We start from the raw sequence: 26,918 nt of genomic DNA on the forward strand, positions 1-26,918 counted from the left end.
CTTCCAAGGATTTCTCCCCGACCCGCGTCTCAGGACCAGGCGAGCGATTTGGCTCGCCGATCTCGAGGGAGGTTTTCATGGGGAGCACTACCCGTCCGCTGATCATGACGCTGGGTGTCACTTTGCTTGCGTCATGCGCGGGCAACAACGTCGATTCCGCTTCCGCGCCGGAACAGCAGCCTGCGGCCGCGCAAGAGACAACTGCCGACCAATCTATCGTCACGACCGGCTCGCGTATCCAGGTCGGCAATGTCGAAGCGAAGAGCCAGTTCAGCCTCGGCACAGTGGCACCGGCCGCGCCGCCGCCTCCCTCGATGCGCATGGCAGAGCCAGTACCCATGCCGTACTACCACGACGTCGGTCGCGACAAGTTCAACGCCTTTGCGGAGAACGCCTTCAAGATCGTCCGGGAAGCGCCGGTTTCGACCTTCTCCATCGATGTCGACACCGCCTCTTATTCGTGGGTGCGCGCGTCTCTGAACAATAATGTCCTGCCTCAGCCGGCATCGGTTCGAACCGAGGAGATGGTCAATTATTTCAGCTACGATTACGCGCCGCCGCGCACGACGGATCAGCCGTTCAGCACAAACGTCGCCGTCTTTCCGAGTCCCTGGTCGGCAGGCCGCAAGCTCGTGCGTATCGGCATCAAGGGCTACACGATCCAGAAGACTACGCGGCCGCGCGCGAACCTCGTCTTCCTGATCGACACGTCGGGCTCGATGAACGAGCCGAACAAGCTGCCGCTGGTCCAGAAGTCGCTGGACATGTTGGTAGATGAGCTGGACGAGCGCGATACGGTCTCGATCGTCACGTACGCGGGCGGTGCCGGCACAGCTCTCCAGCCGACGCCCGCGAGCCAGAAGGCGAAGATCCGCGCAGTCATCGACAGCCTGGGCGCAGGCGGCAGCACCGCGGGGGCGGAGGGTATCCGTCAGGCCTACAATCTCGCCGAGGCGAACTTCGATCCGAAAGGCGTCAACCGCGTCATCCTGGCCACGGACGGTGACTTCAACGTCGGCATCACCGACCAGAACGAGCTGAAGGGTTATATCGAGCGCGAGCGCACGAAGGGCGTTTTCCTGTCGGTGCTGGGCTTCGGCATGGGCAATTACAACGACGCCCTGATGCAGACGCTGGCCCAGAACGGCAACGGCACCGCCGCCTACATCGACACGGCCGCCGAGGCACGGAAGACGCTGGTCGAGGAAGCCGGATCGACTCTCTTCCCGATCGCCAAGGATGTGAAGATCCAGGTCGAGTTCAACCCGGCCGCCGTCGCCGAATATCGCCTCATCGGATACGAGACGCGCGCCCTGAACCGCGACGACTTCGACAACGATAAGGTCGATGCGGGCGACGTCGGCTCCGGGCAGACCGTGACGGCCCTCTACGAATTCGTGCCCGTCGGCGGCCGCCGAACGATGGACGACCTCCGCTACGGAGCGAAGACAGCGGCGGCCACGCGCAGCAGCGAGCTCGGCTTCGTGAAGATCCGCTACAAGTTGCCGAAGTCGGACACGAGCCGGCTGATCTCCACGCCCATCGATGGCCGCTTCGAGGTTCGCAGCTTCGACGCCGCACCGCGCGATGCTCGCTTCGCCACTGCCGTCGCGGGGTTCGCGGAGCTGCTTCGCGGCGGCCGCTACACCGGGACGCTCAGCTACGAGGACGTGCTGCGGATCGCCAGCGCGGCTCGCGGTCCCGACGAGTACGGCTATCGCTCCGAGTTCCTCTCGCTGGTTCGCGCGGCGAAGAATGCCCGGACGATGGCGCAACTCGATCGATAGCGGGCTTGTGGCCGCCAGCGCTTTCGCCCCCGGGCGTTGGCGGCCAACCCAAAAGCCTTCGACGAGAATGCGATTGCCGTTATGAGTTCGTCGATGCTGCAGTGGGAAGGAAGGCGCTAGGTGGCGATCGACAGCGACAGCTCAGTCTGGCTGCCCACGCCTCCGCCCCCGCGTCCGGCGGCGCGCCGCGACGCGATCGAAGCGGCGATGCGGAAGTTCGATGGCGTTGAGGAACCTGATGCCCTCCGCGCCGAAAAGCCGTGGTGGGCGACGCACAGGCGGCAGGTTGGCGCGCTGGCGACGGCGGCGGTTGTCGCGGTGATCAGCGTCCCCTTGGCGATCACGGTCCTGCAGAATCAGCCGCATCCCGCTCCGCAGGCAAAGGCGCCCGCCAAGGTTCAGCGGGAGCCGCGGACGAACTTCGCTGCAGAGCCTACTCCGGTTGAAGCGGCGCCGGCGGACGGGGGAGCTGTCGCGGACCTGCCGCGGTCGAAGCTTCCACTCGAGCCGCACGAAGACACGCCCGCTGCGTCCGCGGAGGAGAAGATGGCAGCCAATGAGGCACCCGCTCAAGCGCTTGGCGTAGCTGCACCTCCGGCAGCGCCGCCACCCCCGCCAGCGCCTGCACCATCAGCGCCGCAGCGGAGCGAGGTTACCGACGCTCAGGAAATCGTCACCACGGGGTCGCGCATCCCCTCGGCATCATTCGAGCAGCGTCAAGTGGCCGCCAAGGCGTCCGGAGCCCTTGCCGCTCCCGCGTCGCCGCCGATGGCGGAGTACGGCAAATTCCTCACCGCACTGCAATCAGCGGTCCGGTCCGGCAACAAACATGCCGTGAGCGGGCTGGTCGCTTATCCACTGCGCGTGAACACGAGCGGGGGTCCGCGCATCTACCGCGACCGCAAATCCCTCGAGCGGGAATTCGAGCAGATCTTCACGCCGAAAGTACGAAAGGCCATCCTTGCTCAGCAGGCTGGGCAGTTATTCGTCCGGGACCAGGGCGCGATGATCGGCGACGGCCAAGTCTGGTTCGATCAGACGTGCAGCAACGATCGTTGCTCGCCCGCCGGACCGGTTCGCATCAGGGCCGTGAACCCCTAGACGTCCTCCAGCCGCTTGCCCCGTGTTTCGCGCATGAAAAACAATGCGACGAACACGGACACGGCCGTGAAGAAGGCCGGGTACCAGAGGCTTGCGTAGATATTCCCGGTGATGGTGGCCAGGGCGAGGCTGACCACCGGCAGGAAGCCGCCGACCCAGCCCGTTCCGAAATGGTAGGGGAACGACATGGCGGTGTAGCGGACCCGCGTGGGGAACATCTCGACCAGTGCCGCAGCCTGAGGGCCATACAGGGCGGTTGACGCCACCGCGAACACCATCAGCCAGAAGAAGAGAAGCGGGATGTTCATCCGGGCCGGGTCGGCGGACGGCGGATACCCTTCCGCCGCCAGCGCTGCCTTGATCTGCTTCGCCGTGCTCTCCCGAAGTGCCCTCAGACCGGCAGCGTCTAGACCGCGGCCGTCAGGAACTTCGATCTGTTCCGCGCCGACGGCGATGATCGCTTTGTCGCTGCCGTAAGGCCGGTTGGCGTAGGAAATGCCGGTCGACGCCAGGAGGCTTTTGGCGATGTCGCAGCTGCTGTCGAAGCGGCGAGTACCAACCGGATCGAACTGCACCGAGCATTGCGCCGGGTCGGCGTGGACTTCGACCGGCCGCAGCCGCTGCGCTTCGACTAGCGCCGGGTTGGCGGCCGCGGCCATCGCATGGAAGCCCGGGAGGTAGGCGAGAAGCGCGAGCAGCATCCCGCCGATCATCACGGGTTTGCGGCCGATGCGGTCGGACAACCAGCCGAAGAACACATAGAGCGGGGCGCTGGCGACCGTCATCGCCAGGATGAGCGCGTCCTTGGTCTGCTCGGGAACGCCCAGCGACTTGGTCAGGAACACCTGGATGTAGAAGAAGGACAGGTACCAGACGGCCCCCTGCGCGCACATGATTCCGAAGAAGGCGATCAGGACGCGCTTGAGATTGTCCCACTGGCCGAACGCTTCGCGCAGCGGCGCCTTGCTGGTTTGGCCCTCTTCCTTGAGCTTTGCGAAGGCCGGGCTCTCCGACAATTTGAAGCGCAGCCAGACCGAAATGATCAGCAGGATGACGGACACGAGGAAGGGGATACGCCAGCCCCAGGCGATGAACGCCGTCTCACCAACCGACGTGCGCGTTCCCAAGATGACGAGAAGGCCGGCAATCAGGCCCAGCGAGGCGGTGATCTGAATCCAGCCGGTCGTTGCGCCGCGCTTGGCGTTCTGGGCGTGCTCGGCGACGTAGATCGCGGCACCGCCATACTCGCCGCCGAGCGCGATACCCTGCAGTATGCGCAGCAGGATCAACAGGATCGGCGAGATGATCCCCGCAGTCGCGTAAGTCGGCAAAAGGCCGATGAGGAAGGTCGAGGCGCCCATCAGGCTGACGGTCGTCAGGAAGGCGCCCTTTCGGCCAATCCGGTCGCCGATGACTCCGAAAATGAGCGCGCCAAGCGGCCGGAACGCGAATCCCGCTGCGAACAGACCGAGAGCCGCGACGAGACCCGCGGTGGGATCGAGGCCGGCGAAGAAGACTTTCTGGATGGTCGAAGCCAGCGAGCCAAAGATGAAGAAGTCGTACCACTCGAACGCCGTGCCGGCGGCCGATGCCGCGACGACCCGCTTCATCGACCATGGCTGTTCGCCATGCGCTGCCACGCTTGCCATTGCTCCCCCTCGTGATCTCCCGCTTCAGGCTTAGCGGCTGCGACCGCCGCCGCAAGCAGTCAGGCGTGGGCGGTCTGGAACTCCCGAGCGCCCGCGACCAGTTGGTCGACGACTGTGGGATCGGCGAGGGTGGAGATGTCGCCGAAACCGCTGGTCTCGCCCTCGGCGATCTTGCGCAGGATCCGACGCATGATCTTGCCTGACCGGGTCTTGGGCAGCGCCGGCGCGAACTGGATCCGCTCCGGGGCCGCGAGCGCGCCGATCTCGCGGCGTACTTCCTGCACCAGCTTGGCGCGGAGCTCCTCGCTGCCTTCCTCGCCGGCGTTGAGCGTCACATAAGCGTGGATCGCCTGGCCCTTGATCTCGTGCGGGAAGCCGACGACCGCAGCCTCTGCCACGAGGTGATGGGCGACGAGTGCACTTTCCACCTCGGCTGTGCCGACGCGGTGGCCGGAAACGTTGATCACGTCGTCGACGCGTCCGGTGATCCAGTAATAGCCGTCCTCGTCCCGGCGGCAGCCGTCGCCGGTGAAATACTTGCCGCGATAGGTGGTGAAGTACGTCTCGAAAAAGCGGCGATGGTCGTTCCAGACGGTGCGCATCTGGCCCGGCCAGGACGCGGTGATGCAAAGATTGCCGCTCGCCGCCCCGTGCAATTCCTTGCCCTCAGCGTCGACAAGCATCGCCTGGATGCCCGGTAGCGGCTGGGTCGCGGACCCGGGCTTCAGCGGCGTTGCGCCGGGGAGGGGAGAGATGAGGGCAGCGCCCGTCTCCGTTTGCCACCAAGTGTCGACGATCGGGCAGCGCCCGTCGCCCACCACGCGCCAGTACCACTCCCACGCTTCCGGATTAATCGGCTCGCCGACGGTTCCGAGCAGCCGGATCGACTTGCGGCTGTGGCGCTTCACCGGCTCGTCGCCTTCGCGCATCAGCGCGCGGATCGCGGTCGGAGCGGTGTAGAAGATCGTGACGCCGAGCCGGTCGACCGTGTCCCAGAAGCGACCGAAGTCGGGATAGTTCGGAACGCCGTCGAACATGACGCTCGTCGCGCCGTTCATCAGCGGACCGTAGACCACGTAGGTGTGTCCCGTGATCCAGCCCACGTCGGCGGTGCACCAGAAGATGTCGTTCTCGCGGTAATCGAACAGCCAATCGAAGGTCGTCGCCGCCCAGACGGAATAGCCACCCGTCGTGTGGACGACGCCCTTGGGCTTTCCAGTGGATCCCGACGTGTAGAGGATGAACAGCGGATCCTCCGCATCCATCACCTCGGCTTCGCATTCGGTGGGCAGGCTGTCGCGGACGGCCGAATAGCTGACGTCCCGGCCTTCCTTCATCGGTACGTCGGCCCCTGTGCGCGTGACGACGATCACATGCTCGACATCGCGCTTCTGGAGCGCTGCATCGACGTTTCGCTTGAGCGGAATGACCTTTCCGCCGCGCACGCCTTCGTCCGCCGTGATGACGGCGCAAGCGTCGCAGTCCGCGATACGTCCCGCGAGGCTTTCCGGCGAGAAGCCGCCGAACACGACGGAGTGGATCGCGCCGATCCGCGCGCAGGCCAGCATTGCAGCAGCCGCTTCGGGGATCATCGGCATGTAGATCATGACGCGGTTGCCGCGCCGGATGCCGCGCTGCTTCAGCAGGTTCGCGAAGCGGCAGGTCTCCTCGTAGAGTTCGCGGTACGTGAGCGTGCGGCCCTCGCCAGGTTCGTCCGCCTCGAAGATGATCGCGGTACGATCGCCGTGCTTCTCGAGGTTCCGGTCGAGGCAATTGACGGACAGGTTGAGCTGTCCGTCGGCGTACCAGTTGATGTGGAAATCGTCCTCGTCGAAGGACCAGTCCCCCGACTGCTCGGGGAACCGGTACCAGTCGAGACGGCTCGCCTGATCCATCCAATGGCGGTGGGGATCGGCCGCCGCCACCGCGTTCAGGGCGTCGAGCTCGGTCTTCCCGATCCGGGCGTTGAAACCTTCCGGAACCGGATGAACCGCTTCGCTCATAGGCCGTGGCTCATGTCGATGACGAAGCGGTAGCGGACGTCGTTCTTGAGCAGGCGTTCGTAGGCCTCGTTCACCTGGTTCATCCGGATAAACTCGACGTCGGGGTAGATGCCCTTGGCCGCGCAGAAATCGAGCATCTCCTGCGTCTCGGGGATGCCGCCGATGGCCGACCCGCCGACCGCGCGGTTCCACCAGATGATGTTGAAGCCGGTGAAGCCAGGCATCGGCGTCAGCGCCCCGACGATCACCATCCGGCCCGACCGGCCGAGCAGGTTCAGATAGCCGTCGATCTCGTGGCTGACCGGGATCGTGTTGAGGATGAAGTCGAAGCGCGTCGCCGCCGCCGCCATCTGCTCGGGATCGGTCGAGATGATCACGTCGTGAGCGCCTAGCGCCCGCGCGTCCTCGCCCTTGCTCGGCGTCGTCGTGATCATCGTCACGTGCGCACCCAGTGCAGCGCCAAGCTTCACGCCCATGTGGCCGAGCCCGCCGAGACCGACGACGGCCATCTTCGTGTTCGGTCCCACGTTGTACTGGCGCAGCGGGGAGTAGGTGGTGATGCCCGCGCAAAGCAGGGGTGCCACTTTGCTCTCGTCCATGCCTGCAGGCACCTTGCAGCAGAAGTGGTCGCGTACGACGATATGGTCGGTGTAGCCGCCCTTGGTGATCGTGTGATCGTGGTAGTCGGGACTGTTGTAGGTCTGGACGCAGCCCTTGCGGCAGAAGACCTCCCAGCCTTCCAGGCACTGGTCGCACTCCATGCAGCTATCGACCATGCAGCCGACCGCCACGGTGTCGCCGACGCGATGGCGGGTAACCTCATCGCCGATGGCCGTGACCGTGCCGACAATCTCGTGCCCGGGAATGACCGGATAGCGCGTTCCGCCCCAGTCGTTCCGCGCCGTGTGAAGGTCGGAGTGGCAGATGCCGGCATAGGTGATCTTGATGGCGACGTCGTTCGGACGAAGCGCGCGCCGCTCGAACTCCATCGGGCGAAGTGGTTGATCGGGAGCGTCCGTGCCCCAGCCTTTGGCTGTCGTCGGACCGGTCTCGGAAGCCGTGGTGGAAGTGGGTTCAGCAGTCGTAGCCATGTTCGGCCTCCTTATCTTGCCCGGTCGAGTACCTTTTGTGCTTGTACCAGGTGCGGGCGGTCGACCATCCGTCCATTTACCGACAACACGCCGGCGTTGGGGTCGGCATCGAACGCTTGAACGATAGCGCGTGCATGCTCCACGTCGCCGGCCGATGGGGTGAAGGCGGCATTGATCACGCCGACCTGAGCAGGGTGGATCGCAAGCTTGCCGGTGAAGCCTTCGCGGGCGGCGGTCTCGGCCTCCGCGCGCAGCCCATCCTCGTCGCGGAAGTCGGCGAAGACACCGTCGACCGGCTGAACCTGGGCCGCGCGGGCGCCGGCAAGGCAGAGCGAGCGGGCGAGCTTGTAGGTGAAGCTCAAGCTTCCGTCCGCGTCGTACTTGGACGAAGCGCCGATCGCCGCGGACAGATCCTCGGCGCCCCAGCTCATCGCGGCAAGTGTCGACTTCGGATCGCGATAGCTGAGCATTCCGAACAGGCTCGCCGGAGTCTCGGTAACGATCGCGTGGATGGGGATGTTACCCGTGCGGTGCGCGAGCTGGATGACGTCCGCCCCGCTTTCCGCCTTCGGCAGAACGATGCCGTGGACATCGGCGATGCCGATCAGTTCGAGATCGTCCTTATGATGCTCGCTGCCGAGCGGATTGACCCGCACCCACCATTGCGGACCGCCCGAGCGCTTGCCGAGGCCTTTCAAGATCTGGCGAGCGGCGGCCTTCTGTTGAGGCGCGACACTGTCTTCGAGGTCGAAGATTACCGCGTCCGCGTCGCTCTCGATCGCCTTGGCGATCTTCTTCTCGCTGTCCGCCGGTACGAACAGCCACGAGCGGCACTCACTCATTGCGGCTTCTTCAGGAGCAGAGCCGAGCGCGTACATTCGCAGACGAGCTCGTCGCGTTGGTTGAAGCTGCGATGCGCCCAGATGACGATGCCGGCGTTGCGCCGCGAATTGCTTTCGCGGACTGCGACGCACTCGCTCTCGGAGCGCAGAGTGTCGCCAACAAAGACTGGCTTCGGAAAGACCAGCTTGTCGTAGCCGAGGTTGGCCACGAGCGTCCCGAGCGTCGTGTCGTTGACGCTGACGCCGATCATCAGGCCGAAGGTGAAGACCGAATTGACCAGCGGCTTCCCGAACTCCGACTTCGCCGCAAGCTCGTGGTCGAGATGCATCGGCTGCGGATTGTGGGTGAGCGTCGAAATGAGGAGGTTGTCGGTCTCCGTGACCGTGCGAGTGATGGAATGGTCTACCCGGTCACCGACCTGCCACTCGTCGAAATAGCGCCCTGGCATGGCTGCTGCTCTAGGCAGCAACCCGGGCCTTGCCAAGCTACAGCGATCCGCTTCGTTGCAAGCGAGCCTTCAGGTCGCCCATGCGGATGCTTTCGACGGCCGTTGCGGGCTCGTCGGATCGAACGACATTGGCGATATGCCCGAGCATTTGGCCGACCTTGTCGAGCGCCTGCAAGGCGACCGCGTGCCTGGATAGCGCGATGGGATCAGCGGCTATTTCCTCGCCCGTGGCGTCGAGCATCCGGCGCGCAAAATCCAGTTCCTCGCCGAGCCGCAACTGCAGCAAACTGGGGGGCGGCGAATCCGCATTGGTCAGACAAAGCTCAACGACCCTGTCGGGGGTGCCACGCCGGAGAGGCTTTCGCTCGATGTGCTGTGGATCGTCCACGCCCCAGGTCATGCGGACGCTGTCGCCTTGGATCATGGCGGCTTGCATATCCATCATCTGCACAGTCTTGGTTCGGTTCACTTCAGCCCCCCGTTGAATGGGTTGTGCCCGCCCGACGGTTTCGAATGCCTCGCCCATCCCTCCGATATGGACCAATCGGCCGATCGCCGGAGCACTTCCGGAGCGCGAACGGCCGTTGGGCGTTTTGACTTCGAAGGAGCTCGAACATGACCGAACTCAGTGAGAAGCAGCGCGACCGCCTCGACGAAGACCAGTTCGCCTTTCCCAAACAGCGGAAGGAGCCGCTCAACAATGCGACCCACGTCCGCAACGCCATGGCTCGGTTCAATCAGGTGAAGGGCGTCTCCGACGAGGATCGCGACGAAGCCTGGAGCAGGATCAAGCGCGTGGCGAAAAAGCACGGCGTCGAAGTTCGTGAGAAGAGCTGGCGAGAACTCGGTAGCGAAAGTTAACTGATCACTAGGAGAATCCCTGACTCGCTGTGGATAAGTTTCTAGTCTAATCCACGTTAAAGGCGTACCTGATCCTGATCCTCCCGTAGGAGGAACCAGCACCGTCGGGGGGCGGAATGAGACTGGAGTCGCAGTATACCGGACTAGACCTCGCGGATGGACTTCGCGAAGCGTGGAAAGCTTCGGAGGCTGCCCAGGACACGGCCGGCGGATCGGAGCGCGAACGCGGCTGGGCCACCACGGTCGACGTCTTTCAGGAGCTGATCAACGGGTTGCCGGAGCAGATCGCGCTCCTCGATTCCGACTGGAACGTGCTGACCGTCAACGAGGCGTGGCGGCACACCGCCAACATGTACGGTTTCCATGACCTCAGTCCCGGATCGAACTACCGCCAGTTCCTGGGCCGGATGGCGCAAGACGGGCATCCGTCGGCCGCGGCCGTCACTGCGGGCATCGACGAGATTGCAGCCGGGAAGCGAGATTCCTTCCGGCTCGTCTACAGCGGCAGCGGCGCCTGGGAGGGCCATGAATTCCAGCTGCGCATCAACCTGATCGATCTCGGCGGCCACCGCTTTGCGACGGTGACGCGCTACGATGTGACCGAACTCGTGCAGCTTCGCCGGATGCGCGAACGCTTCAGCAGCTCGGTCATCAAGAGCCAAGATGAGGAACGGCGCCGCATGGGCCGCGAGCTCCATGACTCGACCATGCAGCTGCTTGCCAGCCTCGGGCTCGCGCTCGGGCAGCTTAAGCGCTCGTCGCATCCGGAAGCCGCATCGGGCGTCATATCGGAGATGGAGCAGCTCCTCGTCGAAGCGCAGGGCGAGCTGCGTTCGATCTCCTATCTCGCTCACCCGCCGCAGCTCGAAAAGATGAGCCTGCTTGAGGCGATCCGCATGCTCGTTGAAGGCTTTGGGCGCCGCGCCGGACTCAAGACGGAATTTAGCATCGAGGGCGTCTCGAAGCTATCGTCGACGGCCGCGGAAGTGGCGCTCTACCGGGTGATCCAGGAGGCACTATCGAACGTGCACCGCCATGCGCGCGCGACCGAGCTGACGGTGAAGCTCATCGGCCGCCGCCAGATGATCCACGCAGTCGTGGTCGACAATGGCGTGGGGATTCCGGACCATGTTCTCGAAGGCGTCGGCCTCGCCGGCATGCACTCGCGCCTGGCAGAAGTCGGCGGCCGCCTCTTCGTGCGGAGAGCGTCGAAGGGATCCGGAACGATGATCCTCGCCAGCCTCCCCCCGCTAGCGCACCTGCGCGAGATCGGAGACCTCGCTGTAGCGGTCTAGCCTCACTGCCAGTTCGCTTAGCTAAGAAGCCGGAGCGGATTTTCTATCAGCGGCTTTAGCGTCTGCAGGAAGCTCGCGGCGTCCCAGCCGTCCACGACCCGGTGATCGCAGGATAGCGAGAGGTTCATCCGCTTCCGGATCTCGATCTCGCCATCGATGGGCACGAGCTTGTCTTCAATCTTGTTGACGGCGACGATCGCGACCTGCGGTGGATTGACCACCGGCGTCGACGTGATCCCGCCCATCGGGCCGAGGCTCGAGATAGTGAAGGTGGCGCCGCTGAGCTCCTCGCGCGTGGCCTTCCCCGTGCGGGCGCCTTCAGAGAGACGGGCAATCTCCGACGCCAGCTGCCACACCGAGCGCGACTGGGCGTCGCGGATGGTCGCAACCATCAGTCCATTTGGGGTCTGCGTGGCGACGCCCATGTGTACCGAGCCGTGACGAGTTACGACCATCGCTTCGTCATCGAAGGTCGCGTTGAGCATCGGCCATTCGGCGAGGCCGCGCGACAGCGCCGTGATCAGGAATGGCAGCAGCGTGAGCTTCGGGTTGTTGCCGCGGTCGCGATTCATCATCTGCCGCGTTTCTTCGAGCGCGGTGACGTCGAATTCCTCGACCAGCGTGAAGTGCTGAATGCGCCTGTTCGCCTCGGCCATGTTCTCAGCGATCTTGCGACGGAGGCCGACGACCTTGATCGTTTCGTCCTGCCGCGGGGCTGCGCCACGGGCAGATACGCTGCCGCCGTTGTAAAGAAGATAGGCGTCGAGGTCCGAGTGGCGGACGCGGTCGCCGGTCGTCTTCACCTGGGCCAGGTCGATGCCGAGGTCGCGGGCGCGCTGCCGTACTGCAGGAGACGTCAGCACCTTCGCGTGCGATGCGGCCTGAATCTCCGGTTCCTGCTTGGGCGCTGCCTGCGGAGCGGCGGCAGGCGCAGGAGCCGGCTCCGGCTCCACCTTCATAACCGGGATGTTCTCTTCGATCGCCGGCGTCGGTTCGACAGCGCCATCGGCGAGCGGACGCTCGCTCTCGCTCTCGGGAACCGGCTGCTCCACCGTGGCCGCGGCGCCCTCGGTCTCGATGACGGCGAGGATCGATCCGATCGGGATCTGCTCACCGACCTCGCCGGCCAGCTGCACGACCTTTCCCGCGACAGGCGATTCCATTTCGACCGTCGCCTTGTCGGTCATCATGTCGGCCAGCTGCTGGTCTTCCTCGATCTGGTCGCCGACCTTCACGTGCCAGGCGACGATCTCCGCTTCGGCGATGCCTTCGCCGATGTCCGGAAGCCTGAATTCGAAACGGGCCATGCGCGTCAGACCTCCAGTGCCTTCTTGATGGCCGTGCCGATCCGGACAGGCCCCGGGAAATATGCCCATTCGAGCGAATGCGGATAGGGGGTGTCGAAGCCGGTCGCGCGCTGCACGGGGGCTTCGAGATGATAGAAGCAGCGCTCCTGCACCAGCGCGGCGAGCTCGGCGCCGAAACCGTTGGTGCGCGTCGCCTCGTGAACGACGACGCAGCGGCCGGTCTTCTTCACCGAGTCCTCGATCGTCTCGATGTCGAGCGGAACGATGGAGCGAAGGTCGATGACTTCCGCGTCGATGCCCAGTTCGCGCACAGTGGCGAGCGCGACGTGGACCATCGTGCCGTAGGACAGGACGGTGACTTCCTCGCCCTCTCGGACGACGGCGGCTTTCCCCAGCGGGACCGTGTAGTAGCCCTCGGGCACGTCCGCCGCGTCCGTCTTCGCCCACGGCGTCAGCGGACGGTCGAAGAAGCCGTCGAACGGGCCGTTGTAGATGCGCTTCGGTTCGAAGAAGAGGACCGGGTCATTGTCCTCGATCGCGGAGATGAGCAGGCCCTTGGCGTCGTAAGGGTTGGACGGAATGACGGTCTTCACGCCGGCGACGTGGGCGAACAGCGCCTCGGTCGACTGGCTGTGCGTTTGGCCGCCGAAGATGCCGCCGCCGTAGGGCGACCGGATGACCATGGGCACCGTCCACTCGCCTGCGGTGCGGTACCGGATGCGGGCGGCTTCGGAAACGATCTGGTCGTAGGCCGGGTAGATGTAGTCGGCGAACTGGATCTCAGCGACGGGACGAAGACCGTAGGTCGCCATGCCGATGGCCGTCGCGATGATGCCGTTCTCGGCGATCGGCGTGTCGAACACGCGCTGCTTGCCGTACTTCTTCTGAAGGCCTTCGGTAACGCGGAAGACGCCGCCGAAGAAGCCGACGTCTTCGCCGAGGACGACCATGCCCTGGTCGCGCTCCATCATCACGTCGTGGGCGCTGTTGAGCGCCTGGATCATGTTCATCGTGGCCATTGGCGCTTGGCCTCCAGCTCGTCGACCATGTCCTGCTGCTGTTCCTTCAAGTTCCAGGGCATCTCTTCGTAGACGTCGTTGAACATCGTCCGGACGTCCTGCGGGAAGTCGATGCTGGCGGTCGCCAGCGTGCCCTTCTTCTCCGCTTCCTTCTGGGCGCTGCGGACGTCCGCAGCGATTTCGTCGACCATCGCCGAATGCCGCTCATCGTCCCACTCGCCGAGGCCGATGAGATGGCCCTTCAGCCGCTCGATCGGGTCGCCCAATGGCCACAACTTCGCTTCGTTGGAAGGGCGGTAGCCCGACGGGTCGTCGGAGGTGGAATGGCCCTCCGCGCGATAGGTGAAGAACTCGATGAGGGTTGGGCCGTAATTGGCGCGAGCGCGGTCCGCCGCCCAGCGCACCGCGGCGAAGACGGCAAGCGCGTCATTGCCGTCGACGCGAAGACCGGCGACGCCATAGCCGAGAGCGCGCTGCGCGAAGGTCGCGCGCTCGCCGCCGGCGATTCCCGAATAGCTCGAGATCGCCCACTGGTTGTTGACCACGGCGAGGATGACGGGCGCATTGTAGACCGTCGCAAAGGTCAGCGCGGCGTGGAAATCGCCTTCCGCCGTCGCGCCTTCGCCGGTCCAACCCATCGCGATACGGCTGTCGCCCTTGATCGCGCTCGCCATCGCCCAGCCGACGGCCTGGGGATATTGCGTGCCGAGGTTGCCGGAGATCGAGAAGAAGCCGTGCGCCTTGTCCGAATACATGATGGGCAACTGGCGGCCCTGCAGCTTGTCGCCCTTGTTCGAGTAGATCTGGTTCATCATCTCGACCATGGGATAGCCGCGGGCGATGAGGAGCCCCTGCTGGCGATAGGTCGGGAAGTTCATGTCCTCGCGGTCGAGCGCATTGGCGGCCGAAACGGCGATAGCCTCCTCGCCGGTGCACTTCATGTAGAAGCTGGTCTTCCCCTGCCTCTGCGCGCGGTACATGCGATCGTCGAACACGCGCACGGTGACCATGTCGCGCAGCATCTTGCGCAGGGTCTCCGCGTCCAGCTTCGGGTCCCAAGGACCGACCGCCTTGTTCTCCTCGTCGAGCACGCGCACGAGCGACATGGTCAGCGGGTGCGTCTCGGTTGCCGGGGCCGCGACGTCCGGGCGCGGTGCCGCGCCCGCGGGCGGCACCTTGACCGACGAGAAGTCGGGGGTCTCGCCGGGACGGGCCGGCGGTTCCGGCACGTGCAGCGAGAGCTTGGGCCGGTTCGGCTTCAGCTTGGAAGGGTCCTTGTCACTCATTGAGTGAGGCGCTTAGTCCCGCCGCGTAACGGCGGCAACTGGGCCGCGTTGACCTTCGTGGCGGCGCGAGGGTAGGGCGGCCGCCATGGCCGACGAAACACAATCCTCCGACCTTCCCGACCGCCTCTCGCTCGATCCGAGCAGCCCGCATTTCAGCGAGGATGTGCTGAAGCGCGGCGTCGGCATCCGTTTCAACGGGTCCGAGAAGACCAACGTCGAGGAATATTGCGTGTCGGAGGGCTGGATCCGCGTGTCGGCGGGCCGCAGCCGCGATCGCTACGGCAACCCGATGACGATCAAGCTCAAGGGAAAGGTCGAGCCTTTCGTTGAGCCCAAGTACGGGTACGGTCAGGACGAAGCGGGCGCCGAGTCCGAAGGATAAGCGGCGCGGCCGCGCGCGGCCTGCCTCTTCTCCCACAGCTTCTTCGCGGCCCAGCCGCTGCCGACCAGGAGGGCCAGCGGCCCGAAGCCGCGCCTGGCGACGGCCGCCACGCCTGCGCCCACGAGCGCACCGCGCAGGCCATTGTTACGGCCTGCAATCTTTTCTCCAATGAACGCACCGGCAAGCTTGCCCAACATCGCGAGATCCTTTCGTGATCGAACTTGCGGCATCAACGCGGCAGTAGGCGCCGAAGGTTCCGTCGCAGCGATTGGGATTCTTCACCAAGCCTAGGTGGCAATTCCCGCCAACGTCCCCCGTGAAATTTCCCATTCTCGTAATTTTTGGCGGTTTTCTGGGATTGGCACGGCTTTTGAATTAACCTTGGCATCGGCCCGCAACTCATATCGCGGACCGGCAAAAGGGAGATTTTGGAATGTCTGGTCAGTCGCACTTCACTCGCACGCTGGTGGCTTTCGCTGCTGCGCTGCTGATGAGCACCGTTGCGGTTAGCGCCGCGGTCGGTCCGGCTCAGGTTGCTGCGAACCCCACTGCAGTTTCCGTCCATGCCTGAACTCGAAATCATCGAAGCTAAGGTTCCAGTGAGGACTCCGCGCATGACCCAAGAGTCAGAGCCTCGCAATCAGGGCATCGCCCCGATCGCAACTTGGTTCAGCGGCCCCGTCTTCAGCCGTGCGAGGGACATCTTCGCGGCGAACATGACGGAGCTGCTGGATCGGGCCGAGGACCCCGCGCGGATGATCCGCATGATCATCCTCGAGATGGAAGAGACCCTCGTCGAGCTCCGGGCAAGCGCGGCACGTTCGATCGCTGACGCCAAGGAAATGAAGCGGGCGATCGGCCGGCTGGACGAGATCCAGATCAGCTGGACCGACAAGGCCGAGCTGGCGCTGTCCAAGGACCGCGACGATCTCGCCAAGCAGGCGCTGATCGAGCGGCAGAAGGCCGCGGACATGGCCGACGGCCTCCGCGCCGAGATGGACCAGATCCACCAGGTGCTGAAGAGCTATGAGGCCGACATCGCCAAGCTGCAGAACAAGCTGCGCGAAGCTCGCGGCCGGCAGAATTCGATTGCGGCCCGGCTCGAGAGCGCGGTCGCCCGCGCCAAGGCCCGCGAGATGATGCACGGCGCACGGACGCTGGATGCCTTCTCGAAATTCGAGGTCCTAGAGCGCCGCGCCGACTTCGCGGAAGGCCGCGCGGAAGCGCTGGGCTTCACCAGCCTCGAAGACCAGATCCACGAGCTCAAGGCGGCCGAGAAGGTCGACGCAGAGCTGGAAGCCATGAAGGCCGCGCTGGCGGCACGAAACAAGTGACGGAAAGGGATAGGGCAATGGCCCGTACGAACACTCGCTACTCGCTCGATCGCCACGACAAGAAGCTGGCCGGCGTCTGCTCGACGATCGGTGACGTCTTCAGCGTCGACCCGACCTTCATCCGGATCGGCTTCGTCGCCGCGGCAGTGCTGATCAGCTGGAAGCTGACGCTGATCGCCTACATTGCCGCCGGCATCTACCTGACGGTCCAGCGCAACCGCGCCAACGACGCCTACGGACGGCGCAGCAAGAGCGACTTCGACCGGATGGAAGAAGTCACTCGCGTCCGTCCCTCGGTCAAGGCGATGCGCGAGGACCTCGACGAGACCGACCGCCGGCTGATGGCGATCGACCACCACATCAACTCACAGAATGACGAGCTGGCGCGCGAAATCGAAGCGCTGCGGGAGGACAAGTGATGGATCCGCTGACGATTGGAATTCTGGGTGGCGGCATCTTCGCCGGAATGACGGCGGCAAGCCTGGTGGCACTCAAGGGATGGCAGGGCTGGCTCGAGCTCAAGCACTTCGAGCTGACCCACGATGCGGCGGACCGGCACCTTCCACCGGCCGGAAACCGGATCGAGATGGCCGATCTCCGCGAGCGTGTCCGCAAGCTGGAAGCGATAGCCGCAGGTATCGACCTTTAAAGTTCCCCGAGGCCGCTCACTCTCCCCGGTAGAGCGGCAAGGCGGTCCGGTTCTTCCCCTTGAACCGGGCCGCCTCCCTTTTCCTAGAATCCCAGGCGTGCCGTCAGGCGAATGTCGCGTCCGGCAAGAGGGGCGAAGTCCTTCAATTGGCTCGTGCTGCGACGGGCATCGACGTCGAAGATATTGTTCGCCGACAGCGACAGCGTCAGCTCCGGATCCTCAGCGAAGGCGTGCCAATCCAACGACGCATTCACCATCGTATAGCCCGGAGTGTCCGTCTCGACCGGCGCGGTGCGATTGTGATCGAACGCGTGTTCGACCTCCACGCGGCCGTCGAATGGACCACGGCTGCCGGCGATGCCACCTAGGATGCGGAGCGGCGGAATGAACGGCGCGGGGCCGTAATTCTTCACGGTCGCGTGGACCGCGTCCGCCTGGACCTCGCCGCTCCACTTGATGCCGAGCGCTTCACCCAGCTTCGCCTGCGCCTGCGCTTCAAACCCGTAATAGTTGGCGGTGTCCTGCAGATACCGGAAAACCGGCAAATCGTCCTCGATCGCACCGGTCGGCGCCTGGAAGATGAAGTTCGAGAAGTGGCTGTAGTAAAGGCTGCCGGTCAGGGTCAGGCGGCCTGACGTCTTGTGCAGGCTCGCTTCGACGCTGAGGCTCTTTTCGGGATCGAGGTTAGGGTCGCCGACTTCGAACGACTGGCTGCCGCCATGCGGCCCGTTCGCGAACAGTTCGTCGATCGAGGGGGCGCGCTCGCTGTGCGAGAGCGAGAGGCCGGCGCGCCAGCCGGGCGTGAATTCGTACTGGCCGCCGAGCGAGCCCGACCAGGTCGTGAAGCTGCGCGATTCCGCCGGGGTTTCGAGCTGCTCGTCTGCATCCGCGGTCAGCTTGCTGAACTCGACCCGTGCGCCGCCCTCAACACGCCACGGCCCGCTGACATAGGTCTGGAGCGTGAAGATGCCGGTCTGCTTCTGGTCGCTGTCCGGCAGGAATTTCTCCTCGCCACGGATCTTTGCGTTGCGATTCAGGTACTGGAGGCCGCTCGTGCCTTCCCAGCCGGATTGGGCCGCCTGCACCAGCTCGACGCGGCCCTCGCCGCCCTTGCTGAAAAAGCTCGATCCGACTTCGCCGGTCTCTTCGAGCTCGTCATGATGGTAGTTCGAGTAGCCTCCGCGAGCGCGGACCTGACTGAAGAAGCCGCCCAGCGGGATCTCCGCACGCGCGTCGTAGCGGGTCTGCTCGACGTCGATGGTCGGCGCTTCCGGCACGACCGCAGGATCGACCGAGTAGCGGATCGGCACTTCGTATGTCGCAAGGTGGCGAGTGATCGACGCGCCGATGTTCAGTCCGTTGTCGCCGACATAAGCGACGCCGCCGGCCACTTCCTTCGATTCCGCTGCCGAATTCGGGAGGTCGCCCTTGAGGTCGGCGAGGGCGCGGATCTCCGGATCAGGGCTCGCGAGCGCTTCGTCGCGAAGCTCTTTCGATAGGATGTGGCCGCCGGTGCGAAGGTCGTCGGTCTTCGTCCAGTTACCGTCGATGTGGAACACGACGTGGCCAGCCACGGGCACGTCGACCGAGCCGTTGGCCATGCGCTCGTTCGCGGCCGAACCGTAGCCAAGGAGCGCGTCCACGCCGACGACATTCTCGGGCACGTTGCGCGGGATGCGCGTGTCGATGACGTTGACCACGCCGCCGATTGCGGAAGAGCCGAACAGCAGTGCCGACGGCCCGCGAAGCACCTCGATCCGCTCGGCCGTGAGCGGGTTGATCGCGATGGCGTGATCCGGACCGGACGAGGACACGTCGAGCGTTCCGATACCGTCGGTGAGGACGCGGACGCGGTCGCCTGAAAGTCCGCGCAGCACGGGAGCCGAAGCAGTCGGGCCGAAGCTCGTGGCGCTGACGCCCGGCTGGCGGGCCAGCGTCTCGCCGATGCTCTGCCGGACTTCGCGCGTGAGGTCCGCCTGGTCGAGAACAGAGATCCCGCCGAGAACGTCGGCGGCCTTACGGCGCACGCCGGTCACCACGATCGGATCGTTCGTATGAGCGTCTTCGGCGTTGCCAGGTGCGGACGTGTCCGCAGCGGCGCCGCCGCTCGCGGCGTCCACGGTTCCGGTGTCCACCGACAGAGCCGGCGTCTCCTGCGCGAGGGCACTAGTGACCGGAAAGGCTGCAAGCGCAGCCGCAAGCGCAAATTTTGAGGAGAGCATCAGTCCTGAGTTGCTACTGATCGAATCGATACCCGCGTACGGCGTATGATATACTATTACAAGCTCGCTTCGACGAACGGTGCGAGCTAGGGGCCGGACGCATGTATGTGACCCATCTTGAATGCTCGCTTACGGGCGAGCGCTACCCCGCCAATCAGCCCCATAATCTCAGCGCCGCGGGCAAGCCTCTGCTCGTGCGGTACGACTTTGACAGGGTGCGGCAAACGCTGACCCGCGAAAGCCTGGCTGCGCGGCCGCAGGGGATGTGGAAGTGGCGCGAGCTTCTTCCCCTTGCCGAGGGAGTCGCGCCCGTGAGCCTCGGCGAGCCCGAAACGCCGATCATCCCTCTGACGATGACGGGGAGAAAGTCGGGCGCTTCGGACCTACTAGTCAAGGACGAGGGGAGGCTGCCGACTGGCTCCTTCAAGGCGCGCGGCCTGACGATGGCCGTGTCGATGGCCAGGCAGTTCGGGATCACGAGCGTGGCGCTTCCGACAAACGGCAACGCGGGCGCGGCACTGGCGGCTTATGCGGCGCGGGCCGGCATGGAAGCGGTGGTCGTGTGCCCGGCCGAGACGCCGGAGATAAACGTGCGCGAGACGGCGGCCTATGGCGCTCGCGTCTGGGTCGCGGACGGCCAGATCGACGAGTGCGGACGCCTGATCCGCGAAGGCGCGGCGGAAGGCCGCTGGTTCGACTGCTCGACGCTGAAGGAGCCTTACCGCATCGAGGGCAAGAAGGTCATGGGCCTCGAGCTGGTGGAGCAACTCGGGTGGAAGGTGCCGGACGCCATCTTCTATCCCACCGGGGGCGGCACGGGCCTGATCGGCATGTGGAAAGCCTTCGACGAGCTAGAGGCCGTCGGGCTGATCGGATCGGAACGACCGCGCATGTACGCCATCCAGGCCTCGGGCTGCGCGCCGATGGTCCGCGCCTTCGAGCGTGGAGAGGAGTTCGCGGAGCGCTGGGAGAATGCAGCGACGGTTGCCACCGGCATCCGCGTACCGAGCGCGGTCGGCGACTTCCTCATCCTGCGCGCGGTTCGGGAGAGCGGCGGCGCTGCAATCGCAGTCGAGGAGCAGGACATTTTGCAGGCCGTCGAAGACGCAGCGCGCGATGACGGTATGCTGCTTTGCCCCGAGGGGGGAGCGGTCCTCGCCGGTTGGCGCACGGCGCTCGATCGCGGGCTGGTTGGGCGCGACGAGACGGCGCTGCTGTTCAACTGCGCGAACGGAAACAAGTATCCGCTCCCGGATGCGTCGCGCCGGTTGAAGCTGTTCGAAGCGCGGGCGGAAAATCTCTGACGCCCAAAAAAGTAAACCCCGGCAACCGAAGTTGCCGGGGTTCCATGCTTTGGTTCTCTTTCGAGTTCCGAAGCACAATTGAAGAATACTCGAACCCCGCGGTAGTTCCAGCGGAATCTGCAGGGCCACAGGGGAAAACTGTGGATGCAACGGTGGATAAGGCTGTGGGACTCGCAAAAAAGAGGGGCCCCGGAAGCCAGAACAGCCGCCGGAGCCCCGTACTTCTGATCCAGTGATTCGCGCCGCTGCGCCGATCCTCAGGCTCTCGCCCGCGATCCACGCTTCAAAAGGGGCATGAATCTGGGGATCTGAAGTACCTTTGTAGAACGCTTTCGCCAGAAGGGGGTTCCTACAGCTGATGAGCAAGAAGCGCCGGCTGCGGATCGCAACCTACAACATCAACGGGATCAACTCGCGGCTGCATGTCCTGCTACGCTGGCTGGAGGAATTTCGGCCGGACGTCGTCGGGTTGCAGGAGCTGAAGTGCACCGATGAGGCCTTTCCCGCGAAGGATCTCGAGGCGCTCGGCTATTCCTCGATCTGGCACGGGCAGAAGAGCTGGAACGGCGTCGCCTTGCTCAGCCGCGTCGGCGAGCCCGTGGAAACGGGCCGCGGCCTCCCCGGCGATCCAGACGACGCACAAAGCCGCTATATTGAGGCGGCCGTTTGTGGCGTCCTAATCGGCAATCTCTACCTCCCTAATGGGAATCCCTGGCCGGGCCCGAAGTTCGACTACAAGCTGACCTGGATGGACCGGCTGCATGCCCATGGCCGTCATCTGCTCGACAGTGGACTGCCCGCACTTCTGATGGGCGACTTCAACGTCATTCCGACCGACCAGGACGTCTACAAGCCGGAGCGGTGGGCAAAAGATGCGTTATTCTCTCCGGAGGCCAAAGCGAAGTTCGCCGAGCTGGTTGCGCAGGGCTGGACCGACGCGCTTCGCAAGCTCCATCCGGATGAGCGCATCTATACCTTCTGGCACTATTGGCGGAACTCGTTCCAGCGCGACGCCGGCATCCGCATCGACCATTTCCTGCTCAGTCCGCCGCTGACGAAATCGCTCAAGGCCGCCGGAGTGGACCGCACGCCGCGCGGCTGGGAAAAGACCAGCGACCACGCGCCGGTGTGGATCGAAGTGGACGTCTGAGGCACCGTACGGCCCACGCCTATGCGTCCTCCGAAAGTTGCAGGATGATCCCTAACTCCTCGACGTCGAGATCGCGCTCAAGATTGTGCAGGACTTCGTCCTCAATCATCCCTGCCCGATGGATCCGCAGCAATTCAGCTCGTCCCGCGGAAATCGATCTCAACAGCAAATCGAAGTGCGGCCGCATCTTTTCCAACGCTCGCTCCGAATCCTCTGCGTAGCTTTCCGTCCCTGCCAAACGACGGCGGGTTTGTTCGAGTAGCTGCGGATGGACGAGTGTCCCGTCGTTCGCGTACGCGCCTGCCTCGACGGCCGCGTATCGCGCTCGCGCGATCCGCGCTTCGCACGCGCCAAGATCCATCTTCGCCGGCGGCTCCGTATCGACAGGACGTACTTTGCGAATGAGGAAGCCGAGGCTGGTCCCCTGCGCGACGACGGTCGCGAAGATCACCGCAAACGCGCAGACCAGCATGAGGTCGCGCGCCGGCATCGACGCCGGAAGGCTTAGCGCGACGGCGAGGGTGACGACACCGCGCATCCCTGCCCAGCCAAGGACGGTCGCCTGCTTGAACCCCAGAGGTCTGGCACGGCGGACACCGACCTTGCGCAATACTCCGACGAGCGCGTCGGCGCCGAAGATCCAGATGAACCGGGCGAGGATCACGGCCACGACCACGCCAAGTACGGGAGTGAGCATCGTCGACGTGACCGCTCCTACACCACCAACGCGTTCAAGGACGCCGCGGAGCGAGAAGCCGATCAGGATGAAGACGAGCGCCTCAAGAAGGAACACCATGGTGTGCCAGAACGCCGTGCCGCGAAGCCTTACGCTTGCCGGGAAGATCTGGTGCTGGAACCAGCCGAGGATCAAACCGGCGGTAACCGTGGAAATCACGCCCGAAACGTGAACTGCCTCGCCCGCGATGTAAGCGAGCCACGAGATCAGCGTCGACGCGACGATGATCAGAGTCTGATCCTTCAGCTTCCTGACTGCGAAAATCCAAGCGATTCCAACGGCCGATCCAACTACAAGTCCGCCTAGCGAAAGGATGAAGAAGTCCTGTATTGCGGCGCCTGCGTCGAACATGCCGCTTAGCGTGGCCACGACCGCGAACCGGAACAGCACCAGACCTGTTGCATCGTTCAGCAGGCTTTCGCCCTCCAGCAGGGCGAGCAAGCGGCGAGGCAGCGCAACGTTCTGAAGGATGGCTCGCGCGGAAACGGCGTCCGGAGGCGACACGATCGCGCCAAGCGCGAAGCAGGCTGCCCAGGGCAGGGTTGGCACAAGCCAATGAACGGTGATGCCTACTGCGAACGTGGTGAAGACGACCGCTCCAACCGCCAGCGACAATATCCCGGGCAGATGACGCCGGAACCTGCCGAACGCCGTGAAATAAGCGCCGTCCATGAGGAGCGGCGGGAGAAATAGTACCAGGACCAGCTCCGGATCGAGCTCCACGGCGGGAAGTCCCGGAAGAAAAGCGAGCAAACCCCCACCGACCAGCAAGGCGGTCGCGGTTGGCAGCCTCAGTCTCAATGCCAGCCATCGAAGAACGACGACGAGAGCGATAAGCGTGAGGATCAGCTCGAAAGTGGCGACTGCACTCATGTGTGCAGCCTAGCCGGGCGGCTTAGGTCTGCAATGGAGGTCAAGGGAACACACGGTCGCGTCGATTATACGACCGTAGCAACCTTGCGACGTGGGCTGTGTTTGCTTTCCGATGGCCCAACCCAGTCATGGAAAAACGCACGGAGCCGAGCGCGGGCTCAGTCGCTTTGAAGGATTTAGCGACGCGGTTTTCGCAATCGCGCTCACGCTCCTGATCGTCGAGATCAAGGTTCCAGGATCGCCTGAAGGGCCGCATGGCTATAGCGACCTGGCGAGTGCAATGGCCGAGCAGTGGCGCGAACACCTCGCGCTGGTCCTTTGCTACATGGTAATCGGTGCCTACTGGCTCCAACACCACTATTCCGGTCGCATCTATGCCAAGAGCGATCACTGGTTCAGCGCAATAAACTTGCTGTTTCTGCTGGCGATCGTGGTTGTCCCATACCCAATCCGCGCATGGTGCTTCCACGTCGGAACGCACTTTGAGCCGGTGGCATCAGTGGCCTTGGTTGTAGGACTGGCGCTGACCGCCTGCACCTGGATGGCAAAGTGGTTCTACGGAATGCCTGGCCGCCGTGTCATGGACGAGCGCCTTGCGCCAGACTTTCTCCGGCAGATGACACGCCGATACGGTATCGCGACGCTCATCCAAATCGCGGCTGTTCCAGTGGCCGTAGTAGCCCCGCGCTTCGGCGCGGCGTTGGCGTTACTGTGCGTCGCCTTCTTCCTGCTGCCGCAGCCGAAGCCCCGGTACAAGCCCGGCGAGGAGCCCAGTACCGAGGAGAAAGTCAGCCAATGACGGCGGCCATCTGAGTTCTGGCCGTCGTCATCCCGAAGACACGCGGATTCGGCCGTCCGCCTGACGCGGATTACGCGGGCACCTCGAGCTGGAGGTCTGCGGATGCAGGCGACGTCTCGCCGGTGGGTTTCGAAGCACCCGCGGCTGCCGGGGTGGCCCGGTAATCTTGCGGAGAGCCTTCCGAAGCCTTCCCGCGGGAATAGCCGACGCCTCTCGGGAAACCGCTGCGATCGCTATAATCCCTCACGGGCTCGCCTTTGCGATTGTGCAGGTTACGGATGGTCTGGCCGGCGAGCGCGTCGACGATCGTGATGCCGACAACGGCGGCAATGGCAATGCCGACGTTACCCTTCTTCGGATTGTCGTCGTTATACGCTGCGGCAAGCGACGCGAGGTCGAGCATGTCGCCTGCGACGCGGCTGTAGGCGCCGTAGTCGTTGTTCACGGACAGACACATTACGCCGGACGCGATTTCGCGCGCCCCGTAAGCCCGAACGAGCCCCTCCTTACCCTCAACGCCCAGCCAGCGGGTCAGCACCTGGGGCGCGAACAATTCGGTGAGGCCAAGGCCCATGCTGAACCAGCCGAGCGCGCGACCAAAACGGTCGGCAGGTTTGAGCGAACTTGGCCCCGTTTCAAGAACCTTGGGGTCTCCTGGCGAGCGAGTGACGTTGGAAAGCCGGGAAAGCATGAATGACATGATTGCACCTCGTAAGACGGGTCGTTGCGGCTAATCAGGCGGGTTGCAGCATCACCTTGATGCAGCTGTCCTGCTTGTCCCGGAACGTGCGGTACATTTCCGGCCCGGCCGACAGAGGCCGCTTGTGGGTGATGACGAACGAGGGGTCGATCTGCTCATCCTCGATCCGGTGGAGGAGATCGTCGGTCCAGCGGTTCACGTGGGCCTGCGCCATCCGGAACGTGATGCCCTTGTTCATCGCAATGCCGATCGGGAACTTGTCGACCAGGCCGGTATAGACCCCGATGATCGAGATCACGCCGGCGGGGCGGCAGTTGTAGATCATCTCGCGGAGCACGTGGCCGCGGTCGTTCTCGCTCAGCGTGATTTGCTTCAAGCGGTCGTACATCGTGTCAGGCTGGCTGAGGCAGACGTGGTTCTCAGACCCGACCGCGTCGATGCACTTGTGCGGGCCCTTGCCACCGGTGAGCTCCGTCAGCCTTTCCGTGACGCTCTCCTCCATGAAGTTGATGATGGTCGCTCCGGCCGCCTCGGCCATCGACAGGCGCTCGGGCAGGAAGTCAATGGCGATGACCTGTTCCGCGCCAAGAAGAATGGCGCTCCTGATCGTCATTTGCCCGACGGGGCCGCAGCCCCAAATGGCAACCGTGTCGCCCGGCTGAATGTCGGCCTGCATGGCGGCGTGCCAGCCGGTCGGCAGGATATCGCTCAGGAACAGCAGCTTCTCGTCCGGGATGCCCTCCGGAACCTTGATGTGCGTGGCATCAGCGAAGGGAACGCGCAGGTATTCGGCCTGGCCGCCGGGATAGCCGCCGGTGAGATGCGTGTAGCCGAACAGGCCCGCGGTCGGGTGCCCGAAGACCTTCTCGGCGAGGTCCGCCTTCCGGTTGGTCCGCTGGCAGACCGAGAAGTTGCCGCGCTTGCACTGGTCGCACTCACCGCAAATGATCGTGAACGGGATCACGACGCGGTCCCCGACATTAAGGTTGCCGCGTGCCTTGGCCTCCGGACCTAGCTCGACGACCTCGCCCATGGTTTCGTGACCCAAGACATCGCCCGGCAACATGGCGGGAATGAAGTTGTGGTACAGGTGAAGGTCGCTGCCGCAGATTGCGCAGCTGGTGACCTTGATGATGGCGTCACGTGCGTCCTCGATCTCGGGATCGCTGACGGTGTCGTACCGGACGTCCTCTTTGCCGTGCCAGACCAGAGCTTTCATTGGGAGCGCCTCCTGTAACGCAACGGGTCCCCTCAGCACTGCAACGGCGACGGAGACGGATTAGGTTCTGACCTTGCATGACCGTTGCGGCCCGCTGCCATGTCGCGTCGACGAGCGGAGCGAGGTCTGACTCTCGCTGGCTAGAAACGGCTGGGGGCACGCGCTCCATGCCCGCTTGGCTCATCAGTGGCCGCTCAGCTTGGAAATTTGATACTAGCGCAGAGGGCCATCCGGCGTGTTATTCAGAAGATAATCCGGTCTGCCGTCAGTGCGCTTTCACCCATGTCCGACCATAAGTTGATCATCAGATCCGCCCCCGGAAGGTTGTCGGTGTAGGCGAGGATCCATAGCTCGCCGCCAAAGCCGCCGATGGTAAGCGTACCGGGGGCCGTTACCGTTGGCGGATGTCCAAAGCTGTAATTCGCGAACTGGAACGCCTGGTTGCCATCAATGGTCTCATTTGCGTCGATTGCGGACAGGTCAATTCGATCATTTTGGGACCAGTCGGTTATAAACTCAGCGCCGTAAGTCGTGGAGAGTTCGGCGAGGCTCCAGTAGATGAACGTGTCGCTTCCAGCGCCGCCGGTTAGGCGGTCCGCGCCAAGGCCGCCAAGGATCCGGTCGTTCCCGTCGCCGCCGCTGATCTGGTCATTGCCGGTGCCGCCTTTGAGGCGATCATCGCCAGTTCCGCCATCGATAAAGTCGTTCCCCGCACTGCCGTAGATGACGTCGTTGCCGCCCCGGCCGTACAAAGTGTCATTTCCGCCAAAGCCCTTGATCGTATCGGCGTAAACCGTTCCATCAATCCTGTTTGCGAGCGGAGTTCCTGAAATGGTGGCCATTTTCTTCTCCTGCTTGGA

The 26,918-nt window shown here is 64.2% G+C and carries 27 protein-coding genes; 12 read left to right on the top strand and 15 right to left on the bottom strand.

Annotation, left to right across the window (positions count from 1 at the left end; all coding sequences use genetic code 11):
• The first annotated feature begins 77 nt into the window (after positions 1-77).
• Entirely contained in the window at positions 78-1,787 is a 1,710-nt protein-coding gene (locus tag LZ016_RS15055) for a vWA domain-containing protein (protein WP_241448290.1), read from the top strand.
• Positions 1,788-1,907: 120 nt separating this feature from the next.
• Positions 1,908-2,888 (top strand): hypothetical protein, encoded by a 981-nt coding sequence (locus LZ016_RS15060; protein WP_241448292.1) that lies wholly within the window; start codon positions 1,908-1,910, stop codon positions 2,886-2,888.
• On the opposite strand, the gene LZ016_RS15065 is transcribed toward LZ016_RS15060, so the two are convergent.
• The 6 genes from LZ016_RS15065 to LZ016_RS15090 are packed head-to-tail and all read right to left on the bottom strand — an operon-like array spanning position 2,885 to position 9,391.
• On the bottom strand, positions 2,885-4,537 hold the full coding sequence (locus tag LZ016_RS15065) for an MFS transporter (protein WP_241448293.1): 1,653 nt from the start codon (positions 4,535-4,537) through the stop codon (positions 2,885-2,887). The genes LZ016_RS15060 and LZ016_RS15065 overlap by 4 nt on opposite strands.
• Positions 4,538-4,596: 59 nt before the next feature.
• Positions 4,597-6,540, bottom strand: coding sequence for an acetate--CoA ligase (gene acs / locus LZ016_RS15070; RefSeq protein WP_241448294.1), 1,944 nt, complete (start codon positions 6,538-6,540; stop codon positions 4,597-4,599).
• Positions 6,537-7,631, bottom strand: a complete 1,095-nt coding sequence (locus LZ016_RS15075; RefSeq protein ID WP_277622786.1) for an NAD(P)-dependent alcohol dehydrogenase — start codon at positions 7,629-7,631, stop codon at positions 6,537-6,539. The genes acs and LZ016_RS15075 overlap by 4 nt, the downstream gene beginning before the upstream one ends.
• 11 nt (positions 7,632-7,642) lie before the next feature.
• Positions 7,643-8,473 (bottom strand): HpcH/HpaI aldolase/citrate lyase family protein, encoded by an 831-nt coding sequence (locus LZ016_RS15080; protein ID WP_241448296.1) that lies wholly within the window; start codon positions 8,471-8,473, stop codon positions 7,643-7,645.
• A complete protein-coding gene (locus tag LZ016_RS15085) occupies positions 8,470-8,922 on the bottom strand; it encodes a MaoC family dehydratase (protein ID WP_241448297.1) in 453 nt (150 codons plus the stop codon). Before LZ016_RS15085 ends, LZ016_RS15080 begins: the two co-directional genes overlap by 4 nt.
• A 37-nt stretch (positions 8,923-8,959) precedes the next feature.
• Positions 8,960-9,391: a hypothetical protein gene (locus LZ016_RS15090; protein WP_241448298.1), complete on the bottom strand. Its 432-nt coding sequence runs from the start codon at positions 9,389-9,391 to the stop codon at positions 8,960-8,962.
• Between the two features lie 146 nt (positions 9,392-9,537).
• Here LZ016_RS15090 and LZ016_RS15095 point away from each other — a divergent pair, with 146 nt between their 5' ends.
• Together LZ016_RS15095 and LZ016_RS15100 are read left to right on the top strand one after the other, a co-directional pair.
• Positions 9,538-9,783 carry a DUF6582 domain-containing protein gene (locus tag LZ016_RS15095; RefSeq protein ID WP_241448299.1) on the top strand — a complete coding sequence of 82 codons (246 nt, stop codon included), beginning with the start codon at positions 9,538-9,540 and terminating at the stop codon, positions 9,781-9,783.
• A gap of 116 nt (positions 9,784-9,899) precedes the next feature.
• Positions 9,900-11,078 (top strand): sensor histidine kinase, encoded by a 1,179-nt coding sequence (locus LZ016_RS15100; protein WP_241448300.1) that lies wholly within the window; start codon positions 9,900-9,902, stop codon positions 11,076-11,078.
• A gap of 17 nt (positions 11,079-11,095) precedes the next feature.
• Here LZ016_RS15100 and LZ016_RS15105 read toward each other — a convergent pair whose 3' ends face one another.
• From LZ016_RS15105 to LZ016_RS15115, 3 genes are read right to left on the bottom strand one after another with little or no spacing between them, the layout of a single operon-like run.
• Complete coding sequence (locus tag LZ016_RS15105) at positions 11,096-12,385, bottom strand: dihydrolipoamide acetyltransferase family protein (RefSeq protein ID WP_241448301.1); 1,290 nt, start codon at positions 12,383-12,385, stop codon at positions 11,096-11,098.
• A 5-nt stretch (positions 12,386-12,390) separates the two neighbouring features.
• Positions 12,391-13,395: an alpha-ketoacid dehydrogenase subunit beta gene (locus tag LZ016_RS15110; protein WP_241448396.1), complete on the bottom strand. Its 1,005-nt coding sequence runs from the start codon at positions 13,393-13,395 to the stop codon at positions 12,391-12,393.
• The gene (locus tag LZ016_RS15115) at positions 13,392-14,690 is read right to left on the bottom strand and encodes a 3-methyl-2-oxobutanoate dehydrogenase (2-methylpropanoyl-transferring) subunit alpha (RefSeq protein ID WP_241448302.1); all 1,299 of its coding nucleotides are present in this window, start codon (positions 14,688-14,690) and stop codon (positions 13,392-13,394) included. Before LZ016_RS15115 ends, LZ016_RS15110 begins: the two co-directional genes overlap by 4 nt.
• An 85-nt stretch (positions 14,691-14,775) precedes the next feature.
• Here LZ016_RS15115 and LZ016_RS15120 point away from each other — a divergent pair, with 85 nt between their 5' ends.
• Entirely contained in the window at positions 14,776-15,072 is a 297-nt protein-coding gene (locus LZ016_RS15120; protein WP_241448303.1) for a DUF3297 family protein, read from the top strand.
• On the opposite strand, the gene LZ016_RS15125 is transcribed toward LZ016_RS15120, so the two are convergent.
• Complete coding sequence (locus LZ016_RS15125) at positions 15,039-15,269, bottom strand: hypothetical protein (RefSeq protein WP_241448304.1); 231 nt, start codon at positions 15,267-15,269, stop codon at positions 15,039-15,041. The two genes, LZ016_RS15120 and LZ016_RS15125, sit on opposite strands and share 34 nt — an antisense overlap.
• 236 nt (positions 15,270-15,505) lie before the next feature.
• On the opposite strand from LZ016_RS15125, the gene LZ016_RS15130 reads away from it, so the two are divergent.
• From LZ016_RS15130 to LZ016_RS15145, 4 genes are read left to right on the top strand one after another with little or no spacing between them, the layout of a single operon-like run.
• The gene (locus LZ016_RS15130; protein WP_241448305.1) at positions 15,506-15,643 is read left to right on the top strand and encodes a hypothetical protein; all 138 of its coding nucleotides are present in this window, start codon (positions 15,506-15,508) and stop codon (positions 15,641-15,643) included.
• Positions 15,644-15,686: 43 nt separating this feature from the next.
• A complete protein-coding gene (locus tag LZ016_RS15135; RefSeq protein ID WP_277622787.1) occupies positions 15,687-16,406 on the top strand; it encodes a PspA/IM30 family protein in 720 nt (239 codons plus the stop codon).
• Between the two features lie 17 nt (positions 16,407-16,423).
• The gene (locus LZ016_RS15140) at positions 16,424-16,825 is read left to right on the top strand and encodes a PspC domain-containing protein (RefSeq protein ID WP_241448306.1); all 402 of its coding nucleotides are present in this window, start codon (positions 16,424-16,426) and stop codon (positions 16,823-16,825) included.
• Positions 16,825-17,055 (top strand): hypothetical protein, encoded by a 231-nt coding sequence (locus tag LZ016_RS15145; RefSeq protein WP_241448307.1) that lies wholly within the window; start codon positions 16,825-16,827, stop codon positions 17,053-17,055. The genes LZ016_RS15140 and LZ016_RS15145 overlap by 1 nt, the downstream gene beginning before the upstream one ends.
• Before the next feature lie 83 nt (positions 17,056-17,138).
• Here the strand turns inward: LZ016_RS15145 and LZ016_RS15150 are convergent, their stop codons facing one another.
• Entirely contained in the window at positions 17,139-19,277 is a 2,139-nt protein-coding gene (locus tag LZ016_RS15150) for a TonB-dependent receptor (RefSeq protein ID WP_241448308.1), read from the bottom strand.
• Positions 19,278-19,378: 101 nt separating this feature from the next.
• Between LZ016_RS15150 and LZ016_RS15155 the strand changes: the two genes are divergently transcribed.
• Together LZ016_RS15155 and xth are read left to right on the top strand one after the other, a co-directional pair.
• Positions 19,379-20,581 (top strand): threonine synthase, encoded by a 1,203-nt coding sequence (locus LZ016_RS15155; protein ID WP_241448309.1) that lies wholly within the window; start codon positions 19,379-19,381, stop codon positions 20,579-20,581.
• A 376-nt stretch (positions 20,582-20,957) separates the two neighbouring features.
• Entirely contained in the window at positions 20,958-21,731 is a 774-nt protein-coding gene (xth, locus tag LZ016_RS15160; protein WP_241448398.1) for an exodeoxyribonuclease III, read from the top strand.
• 19 nt (positions 21,732-21,750) lie between these two features.
• Here the strand turns inward: xth and LZ016_RS15165 are convergent, their stop codons facing one another.
• Positions 21,751-23,340, bottom strand: a complete 1,590-nt coding sequence (locus LZ016_RS15165; RefSeq protein WP_241448310.1) for a Na+/H+ antiporter — start codon at positions 23,338-23,340, stop codon at positions 21,751-21,753.
• Between the two features lie 112 nt (positions 23,341-23,452).
• Between LZ016_RS15165 and LZ016_RS15170 the strand changes: the two genes are divergently transcribed.
• Positions 23,453-24,139 (top strand): TMEM175 family protein, encoded by a 687-nt coding sequence (locus LZ016_RS15170; RefSeq protein WP_241448311.1) that lies wholly within the window; start codon positions 23,453-23,455, stop codon positions 24,137-24,139.
• 70 nt (positions 24,140-24,209) lie between these two features.
• Here LZ016_RS15170 and LZ016_RS15175 read toward each other — a convergent pair whose 3' ends face one another.
• The 3 genes from LZ016_RS15175 to LZ016_RS15185 all read right to left on the bottom strand — a co-directional run bounded on the left by LZ016_RS15175 (position 24,210) and on the right by LZ016_RS15185 (position 26,900).
• Positions 24,210-24,830, bottom strand: a complete 621-nt coding sequence (locus LZ016_RS15175) for a hypothetical protein (RefSeq protein WP_241448312.1) — start codon at positions 24,828-24,830, stop codon at positions 24,210-24,212.
• Between the two features lie 43 nt (positions 24,831-24,873).
• Positions 24,874-26,058, bottom strand: a complete 1,185-nt coding sequence (locus LZ016_RS15180; RefSeq protein WP_241448313.1) for a zinc-dependent alcohol dehydrogenase — start codon at positions 26,056-26,058, stop codon at positions 24,874-24,876.
• Positions 26,059-26,300: 242 nt separating this feature from the next.
• Positions 26,301-26,900, bottom strand: a complete 600-nt coding sequence (locus tag LZ016_RS15185) for a calcium-binding protein (RefSeq protein ID WP_241448314.1) — start codon at positions 26,898-26,900, stop codon at positions 26,301-26,303.
• Positions 26,901-26,918 lie beyond the last annotated feature (18 nt).

Source organism: Sphingomonas telluris, assembly GCF_022568775.1.
GTDB classification, from domain to species: Bacteria; Pseudomonadota; Alphaproteobacteria; order Sphingomonadales; family Sphingomonadaceae; genus Sphingomicrobium; species Sphingomicrobium telluris.